23 protein-coding genes are annotated in these 21,940 nt (G+C 42.5%); 11 read left to right on the forward strand and 12 right to left on the reverse strand.

What is annotated here, in order from left to right; genetic code table 11:
- Window positions 1-129 precede the first annotated feature (129 nt).
- From DC082_RS03630 to DC082_RS03665, 8 genes are all read left to right on the forward strand, one after another.
- Complete coding sequence (locus DC082_RS03630; RefSeq protein WP_109235796.1) at window positions 130-657, forward strand: carboxymuconolactone decarboxylase family protein; 528 nt, start codon at window positions 130-132, stop codon at window positions 655-657.
- 243 nt (window positions 658-900) lie between these two features.
- Window positions 901-2,163, forward strand: a complete 1,263-nt coding sequence (locus DC082_RS03635) for a glutamate-5-semialdehyde dehydrogenase (protein ID WP_109235797.1) — start codon at window positions 901-903, stop codon at window positions 2,161-2,163.
- 243 nt (window positions 2,164-2,406) lie between these two features.
- A complete protein-coding gene (gene grxD, locus DC082_RS03640; RefSeq protein ID WP_094567008.1) occupies window positions 2,407-2,742 on the forward strand; it encodes a Grx4 family monothiol glutaredoxin in 336 nt (111 codons plus the stop codon).
- 191 nt (window positions 2,743-2,933) lie between these two features.
- Complete coding sequence (gene upp, locus DC082_RS03645; RefSeq protein ID WP_109202384.1) at window positions 2,934-3,566, forward strand: uracil phosphoribosyltransferase; 633 nt, start codon at window positions 2,934-2,936, stop codon at window positions 3,564-3,566.
- 169 nt (window positions 3,567-3,735) lie between these two features.
- Window positions 3,736-5,679 (forward strand): lytic transglycosylase domain-containing protein, encoded by a 1,944-nt coding sequence (locus DC082_RS03650; RefSeq protein WP_109235798.1) that lies wholly within the window; start codon window positions 3,736-3,738, stop codon window positions 5,677-5,679.
- Window positions 5,680-5,685: 6 nt separating this feature from the next.
- Entirely contained in the window at window positions 5,686-6,231 is a 546-nt protein-coding gene (locus DC082_RS03655) for a DUF2726 domain-containing protein (RefSeq protein WP_109235799.1), read from the forward strand.
- A 40-nt stretch (window positions 6,232-6,271) separates the two neighbouring features.
- A complete protein-coding gene (locus DC082_RS03660) occupies window positions 6,272-6,571 on the forward strand; it encodes a GIY-YIG nuclease family protein (protein WP_109235800.1) in 300 nt (99 codons plus the stop codon).
- 118 nt (window positions 6,572-6,689) lie between these two features.
- Window positions 6,690-7,889: a CinA family nicotinamide mononucleotide deamidase-related protein gene (locus DC082_RS03665; protein WP_109235801.1), complete on the forward strand. Its 1,200-nt coding sequence runs from the start codon at window positions 6,690-6,692 to the stop codon at window positions 7,887-7,889.
- Between the two features lie 316 nt (window positions 7,890-8,205).
- On the opposite strand, the gene DC082_RS11000 is transcribed toward DC082_RS03665, so the two are convergent.
- Entirely contained in the window at window positions 8,206-8,331 is a 126-nt protein-coding gene (locus DC082_RS11000) for a hypothetical protein (protein ID WP_268245769.1), read from the reverse strand.
- A 522-nt stretch (window positions 8,332-8,853) separates the two neighbouring features.
- On the opposite strand from DC082_RS11000, the gene mutT reads away from it, so the two are divergent.
- Complete coding sequence (gene mutT, locus DC082_RS03670) at window positions 8,854-9,267, forward strand: 8-oxo-dGTP diphosphatase MutT (RefSeq protein ID WP_109235802.1); 414 nt, start codon at window positions 8,854-8,856, stop codon at window positions 9,265-9,267.
- Window positions 9,268-9,360: 93 nt separating this feature from the next.
- On the opposite strand, the gene ruvA is transcribed toward mutT, so the two are convergent.
- From ruvA to DC082_RS03685, 3 genes are read right to left on the reverse strand one after another with little or no spacing between them, the layout of a single operon-like run.
- Window positions 9,361-9,969, reverse strand: a complete 609-nt coding sequence (ruvA, locus tag DC082_RS03675; protein WP_109235803.1) for a Holliday junction branch migration protein RuvA — start codon at window positions 9,967-9,969, stop codon at window positions 9,361-9,363.
- Complete coding sequence (ruvC, locus tag DC082_RS03680; protein ID WP_109235804.1) at window positions 9,966-10,448, reverse strand: crossover junction endodeoxyribonuclease RuvC; 483 nt, start codon at window positions 10,446-10,448, stop codon at window positions 9,966-9,968. The genes ruvA and ruvC overlap by 4 nt, the downstream gene beginning before the upstream one ends.
- A gap of 29 nt (window positions 10,449-10,477) precedes the next feature.
- Complete coding sequence (locus DC082_RS03685; RefSeq protein WP_109235805.1) at window positions 10,478-11,230, reverse strand: YebC/PmpR family DNA-binding transcriptional regulator; 753 nt, start codon at window positions 11,228-11,230, stop codon at window positions 10,478-10,480.
- Between the two features lie 425 nt (window positions 11,231-11,655).
- Between DC082_RS03685 and DC082_RS03690 the strand changes: the two genes are divergently transcribed.
- Entirely contained in the window at window positions 11,656-12,558 is a 903-nt protein-coding gene (locus DC082_RS03690) for a LysO family transporter (RefSeq protein WP_229821564.1), read from the forward strand.
- A 253-nt stretch (window positions 12,559-12,811) separates the two neighbouring features.
- On the opposite strand, the gene DC082_RS03695 is transcribed toward DC082_RS03690, so the two are convergent.
- The 3 genes from DC082_RS03695 to uriH all read right to left on the reverse strand — a co-directional run bounded on the left by DC082_RS03695 (window position 12,812) and on the right by uriH (window position 16,249).
- On the reverse strand, window positions 12,812-13,603 hold the full coding sequence (locus tag DC082_RS03695) for a hypothetical protein (RefSeq protein WP_109235806.1): 792 nt from the start codon (window positions 13,601-13,603) through the stop codon (window positions 12,812-12,814).
- A 281-nt stretch (window positions 13,604-13,884) separates the two neighbouring features.
- Window positions 13,885-15,306: a uridine transporter UriT gene (uriT, locus tag DC082_RS03700; RefSeq protein WP_109235807.1), complete on the reverse strand. Its 1,422-nt coding sequence runs from the start codon at window positions 15,304-15,306 to the stop codon at window positions 13,885-13,887.
- Complete coding sequence (gene uriH / locus DC082_RS03705; RefSeq protein WP_094566996.1) at window positions 15,293-16,249, reverse strand: uridine-preferring nucleoside hydrolase UriH; 957 nt, start codon at window positions 16,247-16,249, stop codon at window positions 15,293-15,295. The genes uriT and uriH overlap by 14 nt, the downstream gene beginning before the upstream one ends.
- A gap of 446 nt (window positions 16,250-16,695) precedes the next feature.
- Here uriH and DC082_RS03710 point away from each other — a divergent pair, with 446 nt between their 5' ends.
- Window positions 16,696-16,881 carry a YgaP family membrane protein gene (locus DC082_RS03710; protein ID WP_094566995.1) on the forward strand — a complete coding sequence of 62 codons (186 nt, stop codon included), beginning with the start codon at window positions 16,696-16,698 and terminating at the stop codon, window positions 16,879-16,881.
- A 459-nt stretch (window positions 16,882-17,340) separates the two neighbouring features.
- Here DC082_RS03710 and DC082_RS10720 read toward each other — a convergent pair whose 3' ends face one another.
- The 5 genes from DC082_RS10720 to argJ form a co-directional block, all read right to left on the reverse strand.
- Window positions 17,341-17,487 carry a hypothetical protein gene (locus DC082_RS10720; protein WP_157957396.1) on the reverse strand — a complete coding sequence of 49 codons (147 nt, stop codon included), beginning with the start codon at window positions 17,485-17,487 and terminating at the stop codon, window positions 17,341-17,343.
- Between the two features lie 129 nt (window positions 17,488-17,616).
- Window positions 17,617-17,919, reverse strand: coding sequence for a hypothetical protein (locus DC082_RS10645; RefSeq protein ID WP_133243682.1), 303 nt, complete (start codon window positions 17,917-17,919; stop codon window positions 17,617-17,619).
- 237 nt (window positions 17,920-18,156) lie between these two features.
- A complete protein-coding gene (locus DC082_RS03715) occupies window positions 18,157-19,323 on the reverse strand; it encodes an aspartate aminotransferase family protein (protein WP_109235808.1) in 1,167 nt (388 codons plus the stop codon).
- A 195-nt stretch (window positions 19,324-19,518) separates the two neighbouring features.
- The gene (gene argB / locus DC082_RS03720) at window positions 19,519-20,394 is read right to left on the reverse strand and encodes an acetylglutamate kinase (RefSeq protein ID WP_109235809.1); all 876 of its coding nucleotides are present in this window, start codon (window positions 20,392-20,394) and stop codon (window positions 19,519-19,521) included.
- A gap of 149 nt (window positions 20,395-20,543) precedes the next feature.
- Window positions 20,544-21,761, reverse strand: coding sequence for a bifunctional glutamate N-acetyltransferase/amino-acid acetyltransferase ArgJ (gene argJ, locus DC082_RS03725; RefSeq protein ID WP_189363312.1), 1,218 nt, complete (start codon window positions 21,759-21,761; stop codon window positions 20,544-20,546).
- Window positions 21,762-21,940: the final 179 nt, after the last annotated feature.

A 21,940-nucleotide genomic window follows, 5' to 3' on the forward strand; every position in this document is an offset into this window, starting at 1 on the left:
AATTAAAGATTAAATTAAAGATACAAAAGTTGAAGATTGTTTATTAGAGATAAGCTTTCAGATAAACAACCAACTGATTAAACTGATTAAATCAATTAAGCAATATTTTAAATAGTAAGGAGATTCATTATGGCTATCGATACCATTAAAGAGATGTTACCAGCGTATGCAAAAGATATGCGTCTTAACTTTTCAACTGTTTTAACAGAAGCTGGTGCGCCAGGTCTGACTGAGAAACAGATCGCTGCTGTTGCTGTTTCTGTAGCGCTAAGCACCAAATGTAAAGTGTTAATCGATGCAATGGAAAAATTTGCACAAGACTTCTTAACAGAAGAGGAGTTCCAAGGTGCGCAGATCGCAACAAGCATCATGAGCATGAATAACATCTACTATCGTTTTACCCATCTTGTATCAAACGATGAGTATACAAAATTACCAGCACGTCTTCGCATGAACCAAATGGCAAACCCAGGTCTTGATAAAGCGACTTTTGAGCTTGCTTCTATCGCTGTATCAGCTGTCAACGGTTGTGGAATGTGTGTCGACTCACATGAGAAAAACTTACGCCAATTAGGTGTCTCTTCTCAAGGAATTCAGTCAGCGGTACGTATTGCAGCAGTTCTCTTCTCTGTAAGCGTTTCTTTGGCTGATAAGTAGATATCGATTCTCTCTGAATCCTTGGATCTGATTTCCTAAGTCGAGATCCAATATCTACTGAGCTCTTTGGTTCCCCTCCAAAGAGCTCTTTTTTTATCACTCAATTCCAACAGCTTCCCCGTTTTTTCTAACAAATCCTGTATACTAATCTGTGAATAATGAGAGCTAGATCCACTTTGTAGATCAACGACTACAGAATCATCTAGACTAAAAAAATAGAGAACTCAATGAGGATATCAATATATGTTAAATTACTGGCAAAATGTGGGAGAGAATGCTCGTAGCGCCTCCGAAAAGCTCCGTATGGCGGACTCTGGAAAGAAGAATCAATTTTTAGAGCGTCTCTATGAAGAGATCCTAGCGCACCGTGAAGAGATCAAGCTTGAAAATAGTAAAGATCTTACCAATGCAAAAGAACAAAATTTTGATGTTGCCTTTATCGATCGTTTAGCACTCGATGATACACGTATTGAAGCGATGGCAAATGGCGTTAAAGAGATGATTCTCCTCCCTGATCCTATTGGTGAAATCAGCGATATTAAAGTTCGCCCCTCAGGTATTCAGGTTGGCAAAATGCGAATGCCTCTCGGCGTTATTGCAATTATTTATGAATCTCGCCCTAATGTAACGATTGATGCTGCAGCACTCTGCCTAAAATCGGGAAATGCCGCAGTCCTTCGCGGCGGGAGTGAAGCCTTTCATACCAATCAATACTTAGCAACACTACTCACGATTGCGCTCGAAAAGGCGGGACTGCCGAAAGATTCAATTCAAATTATCAATACCACCGATCGCGCGATTGTTGATCTGATGGTCACCTCACCACAATATATCGATGTAGTAATTCCTCGTGGCGGTAAAGCACTGGTGGAACGGATCAATCACCAAGCAACGGTTCCTGTTATTAAACATCTCGATGGTGTTTGCCATACCTATGTCGATAGTGAAGCGGATATTAACAAAGCTTACCATGTTGTCGATAATGCAAAGACGCAGCGCTTTGCCCCTTGTAACACGATGGAGACGCTCTTAATTCATGAGGGAATCTTAAAGAAGTTTCTTCCCGAGATGGCAACGATCTTAGTTGAGAAAGGGGTAGAACTGAGAACTTGTGAAAAAGCTTTAGCACTTCTTAAAGCGGAAAATATTCCGGCAATTATTGCTGCAGAAGAGGATTGGCATGCTGAATATCTCGCCCCAATCTTGGCGGTAAAAGTGGTCAAAAGTATGGAAGAAGCCATTACACATATTAATCATTATGGTTCCCACCATACCGATGTGATCTTGACGGAGAACTACTCTAAAGCGATGCATTTCCTCCGCGCTGTTGATTCCGCTTGTGTCATGATCAATGCCTCATCCCGATTCTGTGATGGCTTTGAATTTGGTCTAGGTGCAGAGATTGGCATCTCTACCGATAAGCTTCATGTTCGCGGTCCTGTAGGGCTTGAGGGCTTAACCTCACAAAAATATATTGTGCTCGGCCATGGTGAGGGGCGTCAATAGATTAAGATCGCCCGTTTCACCCATCGGTTCTAGAAATATCACTTTGGAATTAAACAATTGATCCCCATTATCAAGTGGTAGAGAATAGAGAAGTATAAAAAGTGTAAAGATTGTAAAGAAACCGACATCAACGCAAAGATATCGCTTAAAAATAATATCTTTGCCCCTTTTGTAGCTATAATATGCCACCTTCAGGGAATAACTGATAAAATAGAGTGGTATTTTTACTAGGAGTATAAAAAGATGACAGAACAAGCAACGCTCGAGAAGATCAAGAGCCAAGTAACTGAAAACCCTGTAGTTATCTACATGAAAGGAAGCCCACAATTTCCAATGTGTGGTTTCTCAAGTCGTGCAGCACAGGCACTTGCAGATACCGGTCTTCCCTTCTCATTTGTAAATGTGATGGATGATCCACAAATTTTTGAACATCTTCCAAAATATGCAGATTGGCCAACCTTCCCACAAATCTATATCGGTGGAGAGTTGATCGGCGGATGTGACATCATTTTAGAGCTTGCAGAGCGTAATGATCTCAAGCAGATGATGAATGAAGCGATCGAAAACCAAAAGGCATGATTGGTCGATCACTGATATAAGCGCTTGAGATTAATCAAATGAGATCACAAAATACTTATATCGGAACGATCCAGATTCGTACAACTTATGCTAGTACTGTTCACAACTAGTGAGTACTAGCGCAATTCATTAATTACAAAAAACCCATGCCCAAAATGGGTTTTTTGCTAATTAATTTAAGGAGATAACTCATGAACGTTTTTGAGATTAAACACCCTCTTGTTGCCCATAAAATTGGAAAGATGCGCAAAAAAGAGATCTCAACAAAAGATTTTAGAGAATTAGCCTCTGAAATCGCCCAGCTTCTTGCCTATGAAGCGACCAAAGATCTTGAGACAGAACCTCGCACAGTTGAAGGTTGGGCCGGTGATGTTGAAGTAGAGCAGATCAAAGGAAAGAAAGTTACCATCGTTCCGATCCTAAGAGCGGGTATCGGTATGCAACAAGGTGTTTTAGAGTTGATCCCTGGCGCGCGCGTCTCTGTCGTTGGCTTTGAACGTGATCCTGAAACTTTAGAAGCTGTTGCCTACTATCAGAAGCTCACCACTCATCTTGAAGATCGTACTGCGCTTATTATCGACCCGATGTTAGCAACAGGCGGCACCGCAATTGCAACTATCGATCTCCTCAAGAATGCTGGCTGTAAGAAGATTAAAGCACTCTTTTTAGTTGCAGCTCCTGAAGGTATTGAAAAATTACATGCAAAGCATCCTGATGTTGATATCTATACAGCATCGATCGATCAAGGCTTAAATGAAGATGCCTACATCCTTCCAGGCTTAGGCGATGCCGGTGATAAGATCTTCGGTACGGTTGAAGGCTAATAATTACCGATAGTTATGGTAGAATCGGGGCGTAATACTTGATCTAAATCAAGTGGAATCTTAAGCGTAATCGATTGATAGATCACCGATCTATTGACCGAATAGGACTGATGATCACTACTCGCTATCGATATTACGCTTCATCTATTATTTAGGAAATGGACTTGATATGACCCTATTGTTACGAAATAAGCGATCAATCTGCGCGCTACTTTTAAGCTCTCTTCTCACACTTCCTCTTTGGGGAAATGGAATGGAGATTACAGAAGAGCAGGCATTTATCAATGGAAAACAGGCAATTGTTAAGAAAGATTGGCAAGCCTATCAACAATATCGCGATCAACTCCAAAACTCCTCTCTCCTTCCCTATTTAGAGTTCTACTACTATCAAGAGCGAATCGATGAGAGCGATCCTCAAGAGGTTCTCGACTTTACCGATCGCCATGCAAAAGAGCCCTTTGCTAATACATTAAAGATCAATCTCTTTCAAAATCGAGAGAAGAGGGAGAATTACCAATTCATTCTCGATCATGCACAGTTTGCAGATACATTGAGTTTACGATGCTATCTCTACAATGCGCAGCAGAAGAGTGCTCAATTTAATTTCGCTGAATTTCAGAAAGATTGGGAGAAGCAACTACAACTGCCTAATAGTTGCTTGCCAGCGGAGCGCTACTGGTTACAGAACAACCAAAATACCGCTCTTGTTGAGAATAAGATCGAAGCACTTCTCTTAGCGGGAAGAGTCTCTAAAGCAGAGAGTCTTATTACAACGCTTCCTGAAGAGAAGCAGAACTATTTTCAATACTTTGCCAATCTTCTAAAAGATCCTAGCGCTATTATGGTTCAAAAGAGCTACTATCCCGACAGTCAGAAGCTCTATAACAGAGTATTGCAAAAATGGTCGAGTCAAGACTCCTTAAAAGCAGAAGCAGGTTTACAGTTAGCGAAGGAGAAATCGCTTCTGACCGATGAGGACTATATCAAATTACGCAACCGTATCGCCGTCTTTCAAGCAGGGCGCGCTGATGCTGTAGCACCTCTTGATAAGATTCTTGCCATCCCTGTCGATGAGCGAGATGATCAATTGATTCAATGGGGTTTTCGTTTAGCGGCTAAAGAGGGAAATTACCCCATTGCACTTGCCCTTCTCTCCCATCTCTCTCCTGAAGCGCAAAAAGAGGATGTCTGGCGCTACTGGTTAGGCAGAACCTATATGGAGATTGGCGATCATGAACAGGCAAAATATTACTACAAACTTATTCAGAACCAACCCTCTTTCTACGGTTTTTTAGCAGCAGATGCTCTAGAACACAATTATGATGGCATCAATGCAATTGCTAAAAATAAGAAGATAAAGAGTGACACACCGCTTCCACAACGCTTTATAGTGGGATTACTGCTTGCTAAAGCCAATGAGGAGTACTTTAGTCGCGCTAAATGGCAAGAGGCACTACGCAATAGCACACAAGCAGAACAAGAGGCAGGAAGTATCGCCGCCTTTGATGCTGGTTTTTATAACTTAAGTCTCCAAGCGGCAACTAGAGCCCGTGCTGAAGGTGGCATCTACTACCGTTATCCAACCGCTTATCTCCCAATTATTGAGAAATATAGCGATCAACTGGTCACAGAGCCGATTGTCTTAGGACTCATTCGTCAAGAGAGCCTCTTCCATGAACGAGCAAAATCTCCGGCAAGCGCTTATGGTTTGATGCAATTACTCATTCCGACAGCAGAGCGTGTCTCCCTCTCTCTCAATGAGAAAGAACGAGAATCTCTCTATGATCCTGAGGCAAATATCCGTTACGGCATCACCTATCTCCATCAATTGAAAGAGAATGTAGGAAGTTGTATCCCCTATATGTTAGCAAGCTATAATGCCGGTCCTCACAATGTAAAAAAGTGGCTTCCTAACGAGGATGAGCAACTCGATATGGCACTCTGGATCGAAACAATCCCCTTCTATGAGACACGGGGATATGTGAAAAATGTCTTGAGTAATGCTGTGATCTACCATGCGCTCAATCGTGATCCGAAGCGTCTTTCAGAATATCTTAGCTGTACAACCACTCGTGAGCCGCAAACGACAACTGTTGTAGAGAAAGGGAGTTAAAAACAGATGCTCTATAAACTGCTCTTGATCGTTTTGATCATTTTAGGTTTCTTTCTCTTTCTTCGTTGGAAGATGATGCCGAAAAAAGTTGTGGAGGTCGATCGCCCTGTTCCTGCCTCATGGTATCAAGCGATTCCTAACCTCTTCACACCGGCAGAGCAGCTCTTTCTCTCCTCTTTAGAAGTGGCCCTTGCCGGCATACCGGTAAAGATCTTTGGTAAAGTACGGATTGCCGATATTATCAAGGTGAGACCCGGGCTTGAACGGAGCGATTATGCCGGCGCATTTAGTAAAATTCGTTCAAAACATGTCGATTTTGTCTTAGTGCATCCTTTAACAACAGCACCTCTTCTCGTAATTGAGCTTGATGATAGTACCCATGATCAATATGAGCGCAAAGTGCGTGATGCTTTTGTCGATGAAGCGCTCTATCAAGCACAGATTCCCATTCTGCATGTTCCCCTTCGTAAACGTTATATCGAGCATAATCTCCGCGCACAGATTATCGAGATCTTAAGACAGCATCACGATTATCGTTTTCAGGAGATGTAAAATCGAAAACGCCTTAACATTAGATTCACAAAAAAGGGAGTTGCACTACTTCTATGTTCTCCATTGCCGGGATAATACCCTCTATGCCGGCTATACCAAAGATCTTACCAGAAGATTAGCAGAACATAATCTTGGGAAAGGGGCCAAATATACCCGCCCGATGTCGCGTCGTCCTGCCACAATGATCTTCGCGAAACGCTATCTTAGCCGAAGTGCAGCAATGAAAGCAGAGTATGCCTTTAAGCAACTTCCTCGTCGAGAAAAAGAGCTCTACCTTAAAACAGAACCACTGTCCTGCACCCTTCCTAATGTTCATATCGATTATTCTCAAATAGATTAAGATTCCATCCATCGCAAAAAATCTGGTGCTATATCACTGTATTTCTTCAATCCATCCTGTAAAATACTCTATTCCAACCGTGGTATCTCCCGGGACAAGGCAATAGAGGATTTTATTGATGAAAGCAGAGATTATAGTCAGTGGTTCAGAACTTCTTTTAGGTCAATCAATCGATACAAATGGCCCTTGGATTGCGCGTCAATTGAGTGAAATCGGGATCGATTGCCATTTTAAATCCACCGTAGGGGATAATCTCAACAATATGGCCACAACGCTTGCACGTGCCTTTAGTCGTGCCGATATTATTCTCTGCACAGGCGGATTAGGACCCACGCAAGATGATATCACTCGTGAAGCTGTTGCCAAAGCACTCGATCTTCCACTCATCTATGATGAGACACTTGCTGAAGTCATTCGGGAGAAGTTTCGCCAACGCAATAGAACGATGTCTGATAATAACTTACGCCAAGCTTTCTATCCTGAAGGTGCTGACATCTTAGAGGCCTTTCCCGGCACTGCCCCCGGCATCCATCTTCAATATGAAGGAAAACATCTCTTTCTAATGCCCGGCGTTCCTGCTGAGATGAAGGTGATGATGGAGCAAGATGTGATTCCCTATCTTTTAACGCTTCTACCTGATGTCGAACGGATCTACACAAAGACGCTTCGTTGTTGGGGAAAAGGGGAATCCGATATCTCTGCACTGTTATCGGAGATTAATGATGAGCTCGATCATCTCCCCAATCCTAAGCTCTCCTTTCTTGCCTCTGGTATTGAAGGCATTCAGGTTCGTTTCTCTGCTAAAACTCATTCCGAATCTGCGGCGATGGCTTTAATTGAACCCTTTGCTCAACGTGCTAAAACGCTTCTCGGAGATCTCTGTTTTGGCGAAGATCAGATGAGCATGGAATCAGTTGTTGCCGATCTTCTCAATGAAAAACAGCTCACTTTAGGGTTATATGAATCTTTTAGTGAAGGGATGATCTCTAGTCGCCTTAATGAGAAGAGTGATCGAGAGCACTACTTCAAAGGCGCTTGGATCGAAAGTCGCTATCAAGATCTCTCTGTCGAAGCATATAAAACCAAGCTCTACTATATTCAATCCTTAAGTCACGCCGATTTGGTGGCGACCGTTCATGGTGAAAAAGTGGGACAAAATATGAAGTTAACGCTACTACTTCAACATCATGATCGACTTCATGAAAAAGAGATGGTAATCCCCTACTTCAATCATCAAGCAACTGTGAGTTTCTCAGTGATCAATCTTCTCAATATGGTACGGCTCTATCTTCTAGATGCTCTAGATCAACAGCAATAACCACGGCATCCAAGATACCAACCTGCGGGCATGCACCGGTTAAAAGAACGAAATAGTCGGCTCCCGCAGTTCCATGAATTCTCTTAAGAATCATAAAAATGATTAATTGAAACAACAAAGGCTGTTACGTTGCCGGATCTTACTATCTCATTCTTCCAGAAATCTTGCGCCGGCAATAGGCATCAGAGATACCGCCCTGCGGGCATGCAGAAGTAATAAGAATGAAGTAGTCGGTTCCCGCAGTTCCACGAATTCTCTTAAGAATCATAAAAATGATTAGTTGAAACAACAAAGACTGTTGCGTTGCCGGATCTTACTATCGCGTTCTTCCCCAAATTGCGTGCCGGAAATAGGCATCAGAGATACCGACCTGCGGGCATGCAGTAGTGATAAGAGCGAAATAGTCGGTTCCCGCAGTTCCACGAATTCTCTTAAGAATCATAAAAATGATTAGTTGAAACAACAAAGGCTGTTGCATTGCCGGGTCTTACTATCTCATTCTTCCAGAAATCTTACGCCAGCAATAGGCATTAGAGATGCCGACCTGCGGGCATGCAGAAGTAATAAGAATGAAGTAGTCGGTTCCCGCAGTCCCACGAATTCTCTTAAGAATCATAAAAATGATTAGTTGAAACAACAAAGGCTGTTGCGTTGCCGGATCGTACTATCGCTTTCTTCCCCAAATTGCGGCCGGCAAAGGGCATCAGAGATACCGACCTGCGGGCATGCACCGGTTAAAAGAGCGAAATGGTCGGCTCCCGCGGCTCCACGAACCTTCTTATTGAAAAGATTAAAACTAACTGAAGCTGAACGTTGCCGGAGATCACCATCGCATTCTTCCGAAAATCACGCGCCGGCAAAGGGCGATCTCCTATCACCGGCAAATAGTGATCAATCCCCTCGACTATTGAGAATTCGCTATAATAGAGATTCCTAATAAAAACCTCATTGAAAAGAGTGATAGATGAAGAAAAAGATTAGAGTGGTTGCCGCCATTATTTGGGATGAGCGAAGAGAGAGAATCCTTTTAAGTCGCCGAAAAGCAGAACAAGATTTTGCCGGTCTCTGGGAATTTCCCGGCGGAAAAGTCGAAGAGGGTGAACCGGATCAAGCCGCTTTAGTGCGAGAACTAAAAGAGGAGATCGCAATTGAAGCAACCCTCTTTGAGGAGGCACTCTCCTTTCAATACCATTATCCCGATAAAACGATCGACTTTGTCATCTTTGAAGTCTTTAGCTTTACAGGAATACCTCAAGGCGCCGAATCACAAGAGATCGCTTGGGTTGAACAAGATCAATTGAGCGAACGACAATTTCCGGCAGCTAATAAAATGATGATCGACTATCTACAAGAAAAATCAGACCATAAGCTCGAATAAAATGGCGTAAAAAATGCCGAGTATTATAACCTCGGCATTCTTGTTTCATGATTTTCTCTTGATGATTGAGATGACAACCTTAAACAGTCATGATCACAATTTGAGCGCTAATGGAATAATCGCCTCTAATGTTAAACCTGGTTTTGCAATCTTATTGACGCGTTTTTTCGCTTCAGTTTGACTATAACCAAGACTCACTAACGCTTCAATGGCATCTGTGATAATCGCATCACCATCAGAGATTAACATTCCACTGCTAGTAGCAATCAGATCATCGGTAATATCAAGTGGTGCTAAGGCTTTAATCTTATCCCGAAGCTCTACAATCAGTCGCTCTGCCGTCTTCTTACCCACTCCAGGAACCTTTGTTAAACTATTGAGATCTTCGGTCTGAATCACACGATAGAGCTCCTCTGCAGAGAGCCCAGAGAGAATAAGAATCGCACTCTTAGGACCAATACCCGAAACACGAATCAAGAGACGAAATGCTTCTCGCTCTTTAGGGCTACTAAAACCATAAAGAAGTGAGGCATCTTCCCGCACAACATGATGTATTGTTAGCTGAACGTCCTCCCCTTCACTCGGTAATTGTGCAAAGCTACTCATCGGTAGCTCCACTTCATAACCAACACCACCTACATCGATCAAAGCCTGATTTGGCAGACGCTTCTCTGCCAAAATACCGGTTAAACGACCAATCATACTAATCCCCCTAACTTTGAATGAAATGCATGTGTTAATGCTGCGGCCAAAGCATCTGCCGCATCTGCTTGTGGCTTGCGATTTAACTTTAAAAGGCTCTGAACCATATGTTGCACCTGCTCTTTAGCCGCATGCCCACGCCCCACAACCGTCTGCTTAATACGGGTTGCCGCATACTCCGCGACGATTAATTCTGCCATCGCCGCAGCACACATCACAACACCACGAGCTTGCCCTAATTTAAGGGCCGATTGTGGATTTTTGTGTAAAAAAACCTCTTCAATCGAGAGGACTTCAGGACGATAGAGCGCAATCAACTGATCGACACCCTGAAAAATCGTTAAGAGGCGATTGGCCATCGGTTCATCTGTCTTCATTCGAATACAGCCAGAATCCACATATTGTGGCCTTCTACCGCTAGCATCAATCACCCCATAACCGGTAATTCTAGAACCTGGATCGATTCCTAATATAATCATATAATCCTGTAAGAATTATGGGTGAGCAATTATTGGAAGAGTTGCTCTAAAATCTCATCAGAGATATCCGCATTAGAGTAGACCTTCTGAACATCATCGAGGTTTTCTAACGCTTCCACCATCGCCATCACTTTCTTCGCAGCTTCAAGATCGATCGAGACGTTATTATCAGCATATTGTGTGACTTCTGAATCTTCCGGCTCTAAACCTGCTTCAACCATCGCATTATGTACATCGACATAGCTCTGCGGTGTGGTTAAGACCTCAATAGAACCATCTTCATCAACAATCACATCTTCTGCACCGGCATTAATCGCCGCTTCCATAATCGCATCTTCATCTGAATTTTCAGGATAGGAGAGAACGCCCAATTCTCTAAACTGGAAAGCAACAGAACCATCAGTTCCTAAATTGCCACCATATTTAGTAAAAGCATGACGCACTTCCCCAGCGGTACGATTACGATTATTAGAGAGGCAATCGACCATCACGGCAACGCCGCCGGCACCATAACCTTCATAACGGATCTCTTCATCAGGAGGACCATCGGTAATACCAAGACCACGATTCACGGCCCGCTCAATCGTATCCTTTGGCATATTTGCAGCATAAGCGCGATCAATCGCAAGGCGAAGACGTGGATTAGTATCTGGATCGCCATTTCCTGATGTTCTGACTGCAATTGTGATCTCACGGATCAATTTGGTAAAAACTTTACCGCGTTTTTTATCTTGAGCACCTTTACGATGCTGTATATTTGCCCATTTACTGTGACCTGCCATATATCTACCTTATTGTGACAAGATTGATAAAAGAAAAGAGTAATAACGAATTTATAAAGAGAGCATTTTACCATAAAAGATGATAAACAAATGAACGATTAACAGATAGAGGATCAACTAACTTTCGATTAAGCAATAGAAAAACAATAGAAAAGCAAATTAAAGAGCCGATAACAACTCTTTGCATATCGCTTCTAATAACGGTTTCTCTCATGGTTTCTCTCTTATGATTTATTCTTATAAACTTCTCTTATAATCTCTGCGATCATCATAAAAGGAAAGATGAAAATCACTCTCTTCTCCCGCTATTATCTGTTAAGCTATAACGCGCAATAGTTAGCTCACAATTGTCTGACAAGATTGCCGTAAATTGGTTAGGTTCTATCCTATTTCCCTTAGCTCTTACCGATAGCGTCTCTAAAATTATGCTCCAAACACTGACTTGGGTTCTCCTTCCGCTGCTCATTGGCTTTGCCATTCCCCTTAAGAAGCGCGCATTGATTAAGCTTGTCGATCATCTTCTGATCTCGCTGATCTACATTATTCTCTTTATCATGGGGTTAAATCTAGCAGCAATCCCCGATCTGTGGCACCAATTACAGTCGATCTTTGGTAAGACACTACTCTTTATTGTCTTAATCTTAGGGTTAAATATGATTGCCCTAATCTTTCTCGATAAGCAACTTCCCTTTCCACTGAAACCGGGTTCTGTCAAAAAAGAGTCCACCTGGAAGGCGCTTCTAGGCTCCTCTAAGCTTATTGGCGCCATTATTTTAGGTCTTATTGTAGGTTTAATCGCCAACCAATATATCTATCTTCCCGAACATTTAGCAGAGATTGCCCTTATGATTCTACTTGCCTGTGTGGGTCTACAGCTTCGAGCAAGTGGGGTTCATCTTAAAGCCGTGCTTTTAAACCGTTATGGACTTATTCTGAGCTTCTTCTTTATCCTCTCCTCCTTTGCCGGTGGGATAATTGCTGCGCTCATTTTACAGATGCCTATTACTCATGGATTAGCAATTAGCTCTGGATTTGGTTGGTATTCACTCTCTACCATTATTCTTCAAGATGCCCATGGTCCGATCTTAGGATCAATCGCCTTCTTTAATGATCTTTTCCGCGAGTTTTTCGCTTTTATGGTGATTCCGCTACTGATGGCACGCTATCCATTAACCGCAGTTGGATCGGGTGGCGCAACCTCTCTCGATTTTGTTTTACCGGTCATTCAAAGAACCGGCGGCGCACAAGTTGTCCCTATTGCGATTAGCTTCGGCTTTATCACCAATATCCTAGCGCCGATCTTTTTAGTCTTTTTTGCAAATCTCTAATCACTTGTAAAAGGTTTTAACAGACTCTAAGACGATTTCTGGAGTCGCGAGAACCAACTATTTCGCTCTTATCACTCCTGCATGCCCGCTTGGTCGGCATCTCTAATGTCAGGAAAATAGCGTTAAAATGATGATATTTGTTGGTGATAAAAGATCACCAACTGCCGGCGCGTGAGTTTTGAAAGAACGCGATGGTAAGATCCGGCAGCGTTCAGCCCTTTTATATCAATCAGATGAGTGTTAATCGATGAATTTAAGAACGGCGATTACGAATCAAATAATCAAGATCATTCGGGAGATTCTCTCGGCGTTGATCCTTCGATGAATCCTGCTCCTTAAATAGATGGTCAATCTCCTCTTTATCCGGCGCTGAGAACTCTTTAGATTTAAAAGCATTCTCTTCGCTCTTCTTGATTGCCTCCTCCTTTTTCTTGATTAACTGCTGCCGTAAAATAACGAACATTGATCCAAAGAATACTTTAATCATGATTAAGAAGAACAGATAGATCACCGAAACAACTATCACCGCTTCCGGCACAATAGGCATCGATAGATCGAGAACAAAAGTGACCAATCCCCCCATCTTTAATAATCCTAACGTTGCACTACCGGCAAGAAGTGCAATCAGTAGTGCTTCGATCCCCTTTAAAACAGCTATCGGTAACGCCTCTTCCTCTTCAATAGCAGAGATTCGACTAAGAATCTGATAGGCAAAGAAAAAGACTCCCCAAATCGTTAAAATTAACTGCCCATTACTTGCCCCTTTTGTGCTTCCATAGAGCGATGATGACCAAGGAAGTAGGAGAAGTGCAAAGAGAATAAGAGGATAACTCCCAACGAGTGAAACAATCAGACGAAGCGGTAGAAAGAACGTTGCAAGCTTTCGATGTCGCGAGACACCGAAGAGAAGGAGCGATAAGAATGCGCCGGCAATCGTCGCGATAAAGGCTGATCCTAATACAATCTCAATCGTCGCAAGTGTCCCCTCATAAAGGGGGGCTGACATCTGCCCGATCCATCTTTGAATGCTGCCTAAACTAACCATCTTCTCTCTCCATTAAGCTTCTACCACTGATCTTAAGTCAAAAATCGATCTCTAGCATATAGATATTGAGGAGTAATGCGATCGAGTCATCGCCTCAATATTGCATACCCCTAAAAAAAAGCAGTATCAACATCTCTCGATATCGATACTGCTCTATTATGCCATGATCAATAATGCAATAACCCACTTTATGATCATGATGATCTCTTAAGATTCTATTTAATGTCTTATTCGAATGTCTTATTCGAATGTCTTATTCGAAAAACTTATTCAAAAAAACCTTATTCAGCGCCCGCAACCTCTGCACTAAGAGGTTTAGGAATTAAGAAAGAGACTAAAAGGGCAACAACCGTAATAATCAGCCCTAATAACATCCCATTGCCATACCCCTGCAAAAGATCACTACTCAATACCAACATTGCCGGTAAGAGCGCAAAACTTAAGCCTGCACCAATATGGAATGCTGCAGCATTCATACCCGGCAAAAAGCCCGGATTATCTTCTGGTGAAAGAACAACGCCTAAACCATTGAGCATAATATTCGCTGTTCCGGCATACATCACCCCAATCAATAGCGTCCCTAAAATCAGAATAGTCAGAGAGCCTAAACCAAAGAGCATCAAGATCAAAATTCCTATGATACTCCCGATCAAACCAAAACGAAGAATACGATTATAACCCCAAATAGGTGCTAGTTTCCCCATAAAAGGTCCGACTAACCACCCAATTAAAGCGTAAGGTGCTAGCAGATAGATCGCTGTCTTATTCGCAGTAAAGTCAAAACCGATCTCTCCATTTTGCGCAAAAGAGACCACTAAACCATTCACAACGGCAAAGATACCGGTCATCGTCAGAACCGTAGTTAAAAGCAGAGCCCAAGTCGAACGCTCTTTAAGATGCTCCACCGTAACGAGTGGCTCACCAATACGCTTCTCAATCTGAATAAAGAAGAGAAAAGAGAGAATCGCAACAATAATAGAGATTGCGACAATCCACCAGTTAGCATGTGTAATCTTCCCTGCTTCATTAAAGGCTACTAAGAATCCAGCAAGGGTAATGACCAAAAAGAGAACGCCAAACCAATCCATCTTCTGTCCAGCTGATGGTTTTGTCTCTCTCACACCTTTGAGAATAAAGGGGAGCGTGATAAGACCAACAGCAGCGATAAACCAGAATACGGGGCGGAAACCAAAGTGAGTGGCAATAAATCCACCTAAGAAAGCATCAATCCCGGCGATTCCACCATTAACAGCAGTAATAATCCCCATCAACATCCCGTAACGTTTTGGATCATTCACTTCAGCATGGAGCATCAACAGACAGAGCGGAACAACAGGTCCTGAAAAGCCTTGAATAATGCGTGATACGAAGTAGAGCTCGATATTAGGCGTAATGGCTGAAAGTACACCACCAATCGTTGTCACAAAGATTAAAATAAAGAGGATCTTACGGCGACCGACAATATCACTTAAACGTGGAATAAAGATAGAAAAGAGCGCCGCTGACATAAAGAAGGCTGTTTGTGAAAGCCCTATCGTTGCCTCTGATGTATCAAGCGCACCGGCAATGGTCACTAATACCGGGTTGAGCATGGTTGCATTGAGCTGGAAAGCCATACAGGCCATCAAGAGCGCAACCATAAGAGGAACCACACTCCGTGGTTCCGTCACCTCGGCAGATTTTGTAATATCATTCTGCGTCATAATCCACCTCGCCGATATGCTCTAATGCTTCGACTATGAGATCCCAAAAGTAAGCGTGATTTAATTTCACTGCAACCTGCGTATGGCAATCTTCACTCGGTGGCATACGGAAATCAGCAACCGTCATTCCAAGTGTTAATGTCCCTGTCAACTCAATATCGACCGGCACTTTCTGTGTCGTCATCACCGCAGGATCGATCACATAGGCAACCGCACAGGGGTCATGAACCGGCGGATAGATAAATCCTTGCGCTTTTTCATAAAGCACACCAAAGTGTTCCAATAGTTCCACCACAAATTTTGCCGGCTTTGTGCCAATCTGTGCAATTTTCTCAATTACATCGGGAGTTGCTAAAGCTTGATGCGTTAAATCGAGGCCTACCATCGTTAAAGGCCATTTTTCATTAAAGACAATATGGGCCGCTTCTGGATCAATTTTAATATTAAATTCAGCAACGGCACTCCAGTTTCCAACATGATAGCCACCGCCCATTAAAACAACCTCTTTCACAAGCGAGGCGATCTTGGGCTCTTTACGGACTGCCATCGCAATATTAGTCAAGCCACCAGTTGGAACTAATGTTACTGTCTTTGGTGGATGGCTAAGAATAGTCTCAATAATGAGGTCGACCGCATGACGCGAATCGAGTTCAAGATCAGGTTCTGGCAATGTTGGGCCATCTAAACCCGATTCCCCATGAACATCAGGAGCAATCTCCACATCACGCACTAGTGGTCTTGAGCAGCCTGCGGCAAATGGAACGCCGACAATATTGGCAACTTTTGCCAATCCTAAAGCATTACGGGTCACCTTCTCTAATGTCTGATTTCCTACAACGGTCGTGACCGCTAAGAGTTCGATATTGGGATTCCCATGCGCTAAAAGAAGTGCAATGGCATCATCATGCCCAGGATCACAATCTAAAATGATTTTCTTGACCATATTCATTACCTCATATTGTCCTATTCAAAAGTGACTACACTACTGACTACACTACAATTTTAGAGTGCTATGATGACATTGTCATTAAAGCTTCTCATTCAATTGCCAGCCCGACTGTGAAAAGAGTGCATTATACAGTGGTTAGCGCTCTCTTTACCTAAAGATATTGACTACATTTTGACCTTTCGCAAAGAATAACACAACACTTTCTCCCTCCACTTCCTAGATTTTAGCACTCAATGTTGCTGAAAATGCTACTCATCGTCGAGATACGTTAAAGATAAGTTAGAAGAGAAGTGGTATTAAAAGTTGTACTTCAGAGGAATACCATATAATATATAAATTCATATATTATTTACCCATTAGCCTATAAACTATTAGTCTATAAACCCAAATAAGAATTCAAATAACTCATCAGAACAACCTAATAAATAGAGGAGCTTCATATGAAAAAGAATATTGGAACACTCGATGCAACTATTCGTATCATCGTTGGCATCATCATCTTAAGTTTAGTCTTTATTGGTCCTAAATCACTTTGGGGCTTGATCGGTTTAGTTCCACTTTTAACAGGAATTATCCGCTACTGCCCACTCTACCCTGTTTTAGGTATCAATACTTGTAAGAAGTAACAGCTGTAAAAAGGAATAGTCGCTCTAATCCCCCATCAGAGCGACTATTTTTATATAAAGTATCACACCTCTTTAAAAGCCTTTGAGAGTTAGATCTACGTTCCCTTAAGCTATGCATTGCCAATCCCTATACTACTTTGCAACGCTCTAACTGATCCCTCTTATAAGGCTCTTTTTTATTTCTATTTTATTCTTATTTTATTATTTGCTTGTAGATCGCTTATTGCCGGCATGCAATTGATGGAAGTATGCAGTTGTGATCTCCAGCAATTCAACAGCTTCCGTTTTCATGCATACTCTCTAAGACGATTTCTGGAGCCGCGGGAACCGACTATTTCGCTCTTATCACTACTGCATGCCCGCAGTTAGGCCTCTCTGATGCCTATTGCCGGCGCGTGATTTTTGGAAGAATGCGATGGTGAAATCCGGCACCTCATCAGCCCTATTTATTTCAATAAATTAATTATTTTTCCGGCGATAAAAGATCACCGACTGCCGGCGCGTGATTTTTGGAAGAATGCGATGGTGAGATCCGGCAGCGTTCAGCTTTTGTTGTCTTAATGAATCATTCTTAAGAAAGTTCATGGAGCCGCGGGAAACGACCATTTCGCTCTTTTTACCCCTGCATGCCCGCAGTTAGGCATCTCTGATGCCTTTTGCCGGCACGTGATTACTTAAAAGCATGCAAAAGTGAAATCCGGCATCTCATCAGCCCTATTTATTTCAATAAATCAATTATTTTTCCGGCGATAAAAGATCACCGACTGCCGGCGCGTGATTTTTAAAAAAAATGCGGTAGTAAAATCCGGCAGCGTTCAGCTTTTGTTGTCTTAATGAATCATTCTTAAGAAAGTTCATGGAGCCGCGGGAAACGACCATTTCGCTCTTTTTACCCCTGCATGCCCGCAGAATGCCATCAATGATGCTGAGAGAAACCAGATCTACAGAAAACCATGATTGAGATGATGATCGGTAATCGAGAGATCGCCTTTTGCCGGCGCAAGATTTCTGGAAGAATGCGATGATGAAATCCGGCATCTCATCAGCCCTATTTATTTCAATAAATCAATCATTTTTCCGACGATAAAAGATCACCGACTGCCGGCGCGTGATTTTTGGAAGAATGCGATGGTGAAATCCGGCAGCGTTCAGCCCCTTTTATCTCAATATCTTAAATCACTAAAGTGACGACATTACCCCTTAATAGCGATAATAAAAAATCGCACCTAATGTGCGATTTCATAATACTTTATACTTCCAATGATCCCTGAAGCTTTACGCCTCTTTAAGGGCGTTTAAGGCTGCATCTAAAATAGGGATCGTTGCATTGATCTCCTTCTCTGTCACAATGAGCGCTGGGAAATAACGAACAACATTCCCCCCTGCGGAGACTAACAGCAACTTGCGTGCTAAAGCCTCTTTAACTAGATCCCCCGCTTGTAGAGAATCATCAAGTTTAAATCCTAGAAGTAATCCTTTTCCACGAATCTCAACAATCTCTGGATGCTTCTTCTGTAATGCTTCTAAAGCACTATGAGCATATTCCCCCATCTTTTTTACATGAGAGAGCATCTCTTCAGAAGTGATCTCATCTAATACCGTTGCGGCAACACTACAGACAAAAGGATTACCACCATAAGTCGAACCATGATCGCCCGGTACGAGAATCTCATTTGCTATCCCCTTTGTAATACAAGCACCGATCGGCACACCACCACCTAATGCTTTTGCTAATGTCACAACATCTGCCTTTAAGGGGAGCTGATCAGAATAGAGAACTGTCCCGGTACGAGACATTCCACATTGAATCTCATCGAAGATCACTAACGCTTGATGCTCCTCTGCTAAACGGGCAATCTCTGTAATAAAAGATTCCGTTGCCGAGGTTAATCCCCCTTCCCCTTGGATCGGCTCCAAAATAATGGCGCAGACATCACTATTAAAATGTGCTTTTAACATTTCAAGATCATTGAACTCAATCTCTACCGTATTGGGAATCAAAGGGCGATAATCTGCTTGATACTTCTCTTGCCCAGTTACGGCTAAAGTCCCTGTCGTACGCCCATGAAAGGAGTTCTTCATATAGAGAATCACATTTTTAGAAGGGGAGATCTGCTTACCATACTTCCGCGCAATTTTAAGCGCTAGCTCATTTGCTTCTGCACCACTATTGCAGAAGAAGACACGATCATAACCGGTTGCGGCAAGTAACTTTTCTGCCGCGCGATTTTGCGCCTCATTGTAGTAGAGGTTAGAGACATGAAGTAACGTCTCCGCCTGCTTTTGAATTGTTTCAACCATTTTAGGGTGTGCATGACCTAATGCATTGACCGCAATACCGGAGACAAAATCGAGATATCGATCTCCCTTATCATCAATCAATGTTAACCCTTCACCCTTTACAAAATTGACCGGAAACCGATTATATACATTGAGTAGCATCTCTTATCCTTTTGGTTTTACGCTATTATATTTTACAGTTGATCGACCTCTCATCATCTCTTACTATCTCTCATAGATTGAGAGAGATCCTATCGACATATTCTATTATTGCTATTATTGACTATTATTGACTATTATTGATTTTAAACTCTATTTATGACTCTGCTTATGACTCGGCATATGACCTAAGGAGCGTTAATCTTTATAGATCATCGTTCCGCATCCCTCTTCTGTGAAGAGTTCTAATAAGATTGAGTGACGGATCTGCCCATTTAAGATAATGACATGATGAACACCGCGCTCAATCGCCTCAAGACAGGTATTGACCTTCGGAATCATCCCACCGCTGATAATCCCCTTATCAATATAAGATTTTGCCGTTGTAACCGACATATCGGCAATGAGAGAACTCTTATCTTCAAAGTCACGATAGACACCATTTACATCGGTTAAGAAGATTAAGCGATACGCTTCGACAGCAGCGGCAACTTCTCCGGCAACATAATCGGCATTGATATTGAAGGTCTCGCCAGCAGGGCCAATCCCGATCGATGAGATCACAGGAATATAATCTTGCTCTACTAAAATATCGATCAAGGCACGATCAACAGATTCGATCTCACCAACATAGCCAATATCGATTTTTTCACCCTCTTTCTCAATATATTTCTTACGTGCCGTTAACATCCCGCCATCTTTACCACTTAGGCCGACAGCTTTCGCCCCTAAACGATTGAGATCTGCCACGATACCCTTATTGATCTTCGCCGATAACACCATCTCCGCTATCTCAACCGTTTCAGCATCACTTACGCGATTGCCCTCTACAAATCGGCTCTCCTTGTTGACCCGTTTTAACATAGCATTAATCTCAGGGCCACCACCATGAATAATGATGGGACGTAATCCGACATACTTCATCAGAACGATATCCTTCATAAACTCATCGCGCACTTTTTCATCCACCATGGCGGCACCCCCATACTTGATCACTACCGTTTTATCCGCATATTTACGAATAAATGGTAATGCCTCCACCAATATATGGGCCTTATCGTGATTGGTAATCATCCTCTATCCTTATTGCTTTCTTCTTATTCTCTTCTTGTTTTCTTTTTGCTTTCTTATGAGCCTAGGTCCTAATGACTACGAGCATGTTTACAAATAAAAAAGTGATCAATCTATAAACAGGCTCGTGCTCCACTCATCCTACAACAGAGTTAGGTTCGGTAATCTGCATTAATCTTGATGTAATCGTAGGAGAGATCGCATCCCCAAGCAGTTGCCGTACTTCCCCCATTCATCAGGTCAATAAAGATGGTGATCGTCTCCTCTTTTAAGAGTGCATCAAGCTCAGCTTCATCAAATTTTGCGCCAAAGCCATCAGCGACAATCTGTACCGATTTGCCGGCAGCTTCCATAAAGATCTGAACTTTCGAGATATCATATTCTGCCGTAGCATTACCTACCGCACAGATAATTCTCCCCCAGTTACCATCTTCACCAAAGATCGCAGTCTTCACAAGGCTTGAGGTCACTACCGATTTGGCAACGCTCTGCGCATCTGCTAAAGAGCGAGCATGCTCAACACGAACTTCTAGAAGTTTAGTTGCACCTTCACCATCTCGAGCAATCTTCTTCGCTAATAACTGATTAACAGTATCTAATCCCCGCTTAAATTTGAGGTAGGCATCTCCGCTTGCCTCAATTTTAGTGTGATGAGCAAGCCCATTTGCAAAGATAAATGCAGAGTCATTGGTACTTGTATCACCATCCACCGAGACCATATTATAGGAGGTATTCACACTCGCAGAGAAAGCCTTTTGTAACATCTCTTTTGAGATATTAGCATCCGTTGTTAATACCGCAATCATCGTCGCCATATTGGGATGAATCATGCCCGAACCTTTCGCCATACCAGAGATAGTGACGATCTCACCTTCTAACTCAAAGTAGACTGCCACCTCTTTTGAGACAAGATCGGTGGTCATGATCGCTTCTGCAGCTTCATTCCCCCCTTCACGACTAAGTGCCTTAGGGACTTCTACTAATCCTTTACGTATAATCTCCATCGGCAACTGTTGACCGATCACACCGGTAGAAGCTACAAAGATCGACTCAGTATCGACATCCATCTCTTTAGCGATTATTTCACACATCTCCAATGCATTTGCCGCACCCTCTTCACCGGTACAGGCATTGGCATTCCCACTATTGATAATCAGACCGCGATGTGTCTCATTTGCTAAAAAGCCAGCACAAAGATCGACCGGCGCTGCACGAAACTTATTTTGGGTCAATGTTGCGGCTGCAACTGCCGGTGTTTCACTCCAGATAAAAGCGAGATCTTTCTTCCCACTCTCCTTAATTCCTGCCGTAATACCGGCGGCTTGAAATCCCGGGGTTGAGGTAATCGTCCCGTCTTTCAAAATTGTAATCATGATTCTTCACTCCTAATATTGAGAATCTTACTTCCCTAAAACTTCGACCCAATCTAAAACAAGGTCTAAAAGATAATTATTCAATCTATAAGCATCGAATGTTCGCTCAATATTTATTTAAATATTTGTTTAAACATTTGTTTGAATATTTGTTTAATATTTACTCAATAGTCATT

Origin of the sequence: Ignatzschineria indica, from assembly GCF_003121925.1 — a bacterium.
GTDB lineage: Bacteria > Pseudomonadota > Gammaproteobacteria > Cardiobacteriales > Wohlfahrtiimonadaceae > Ignatzschineria > Ignatzschineria indica.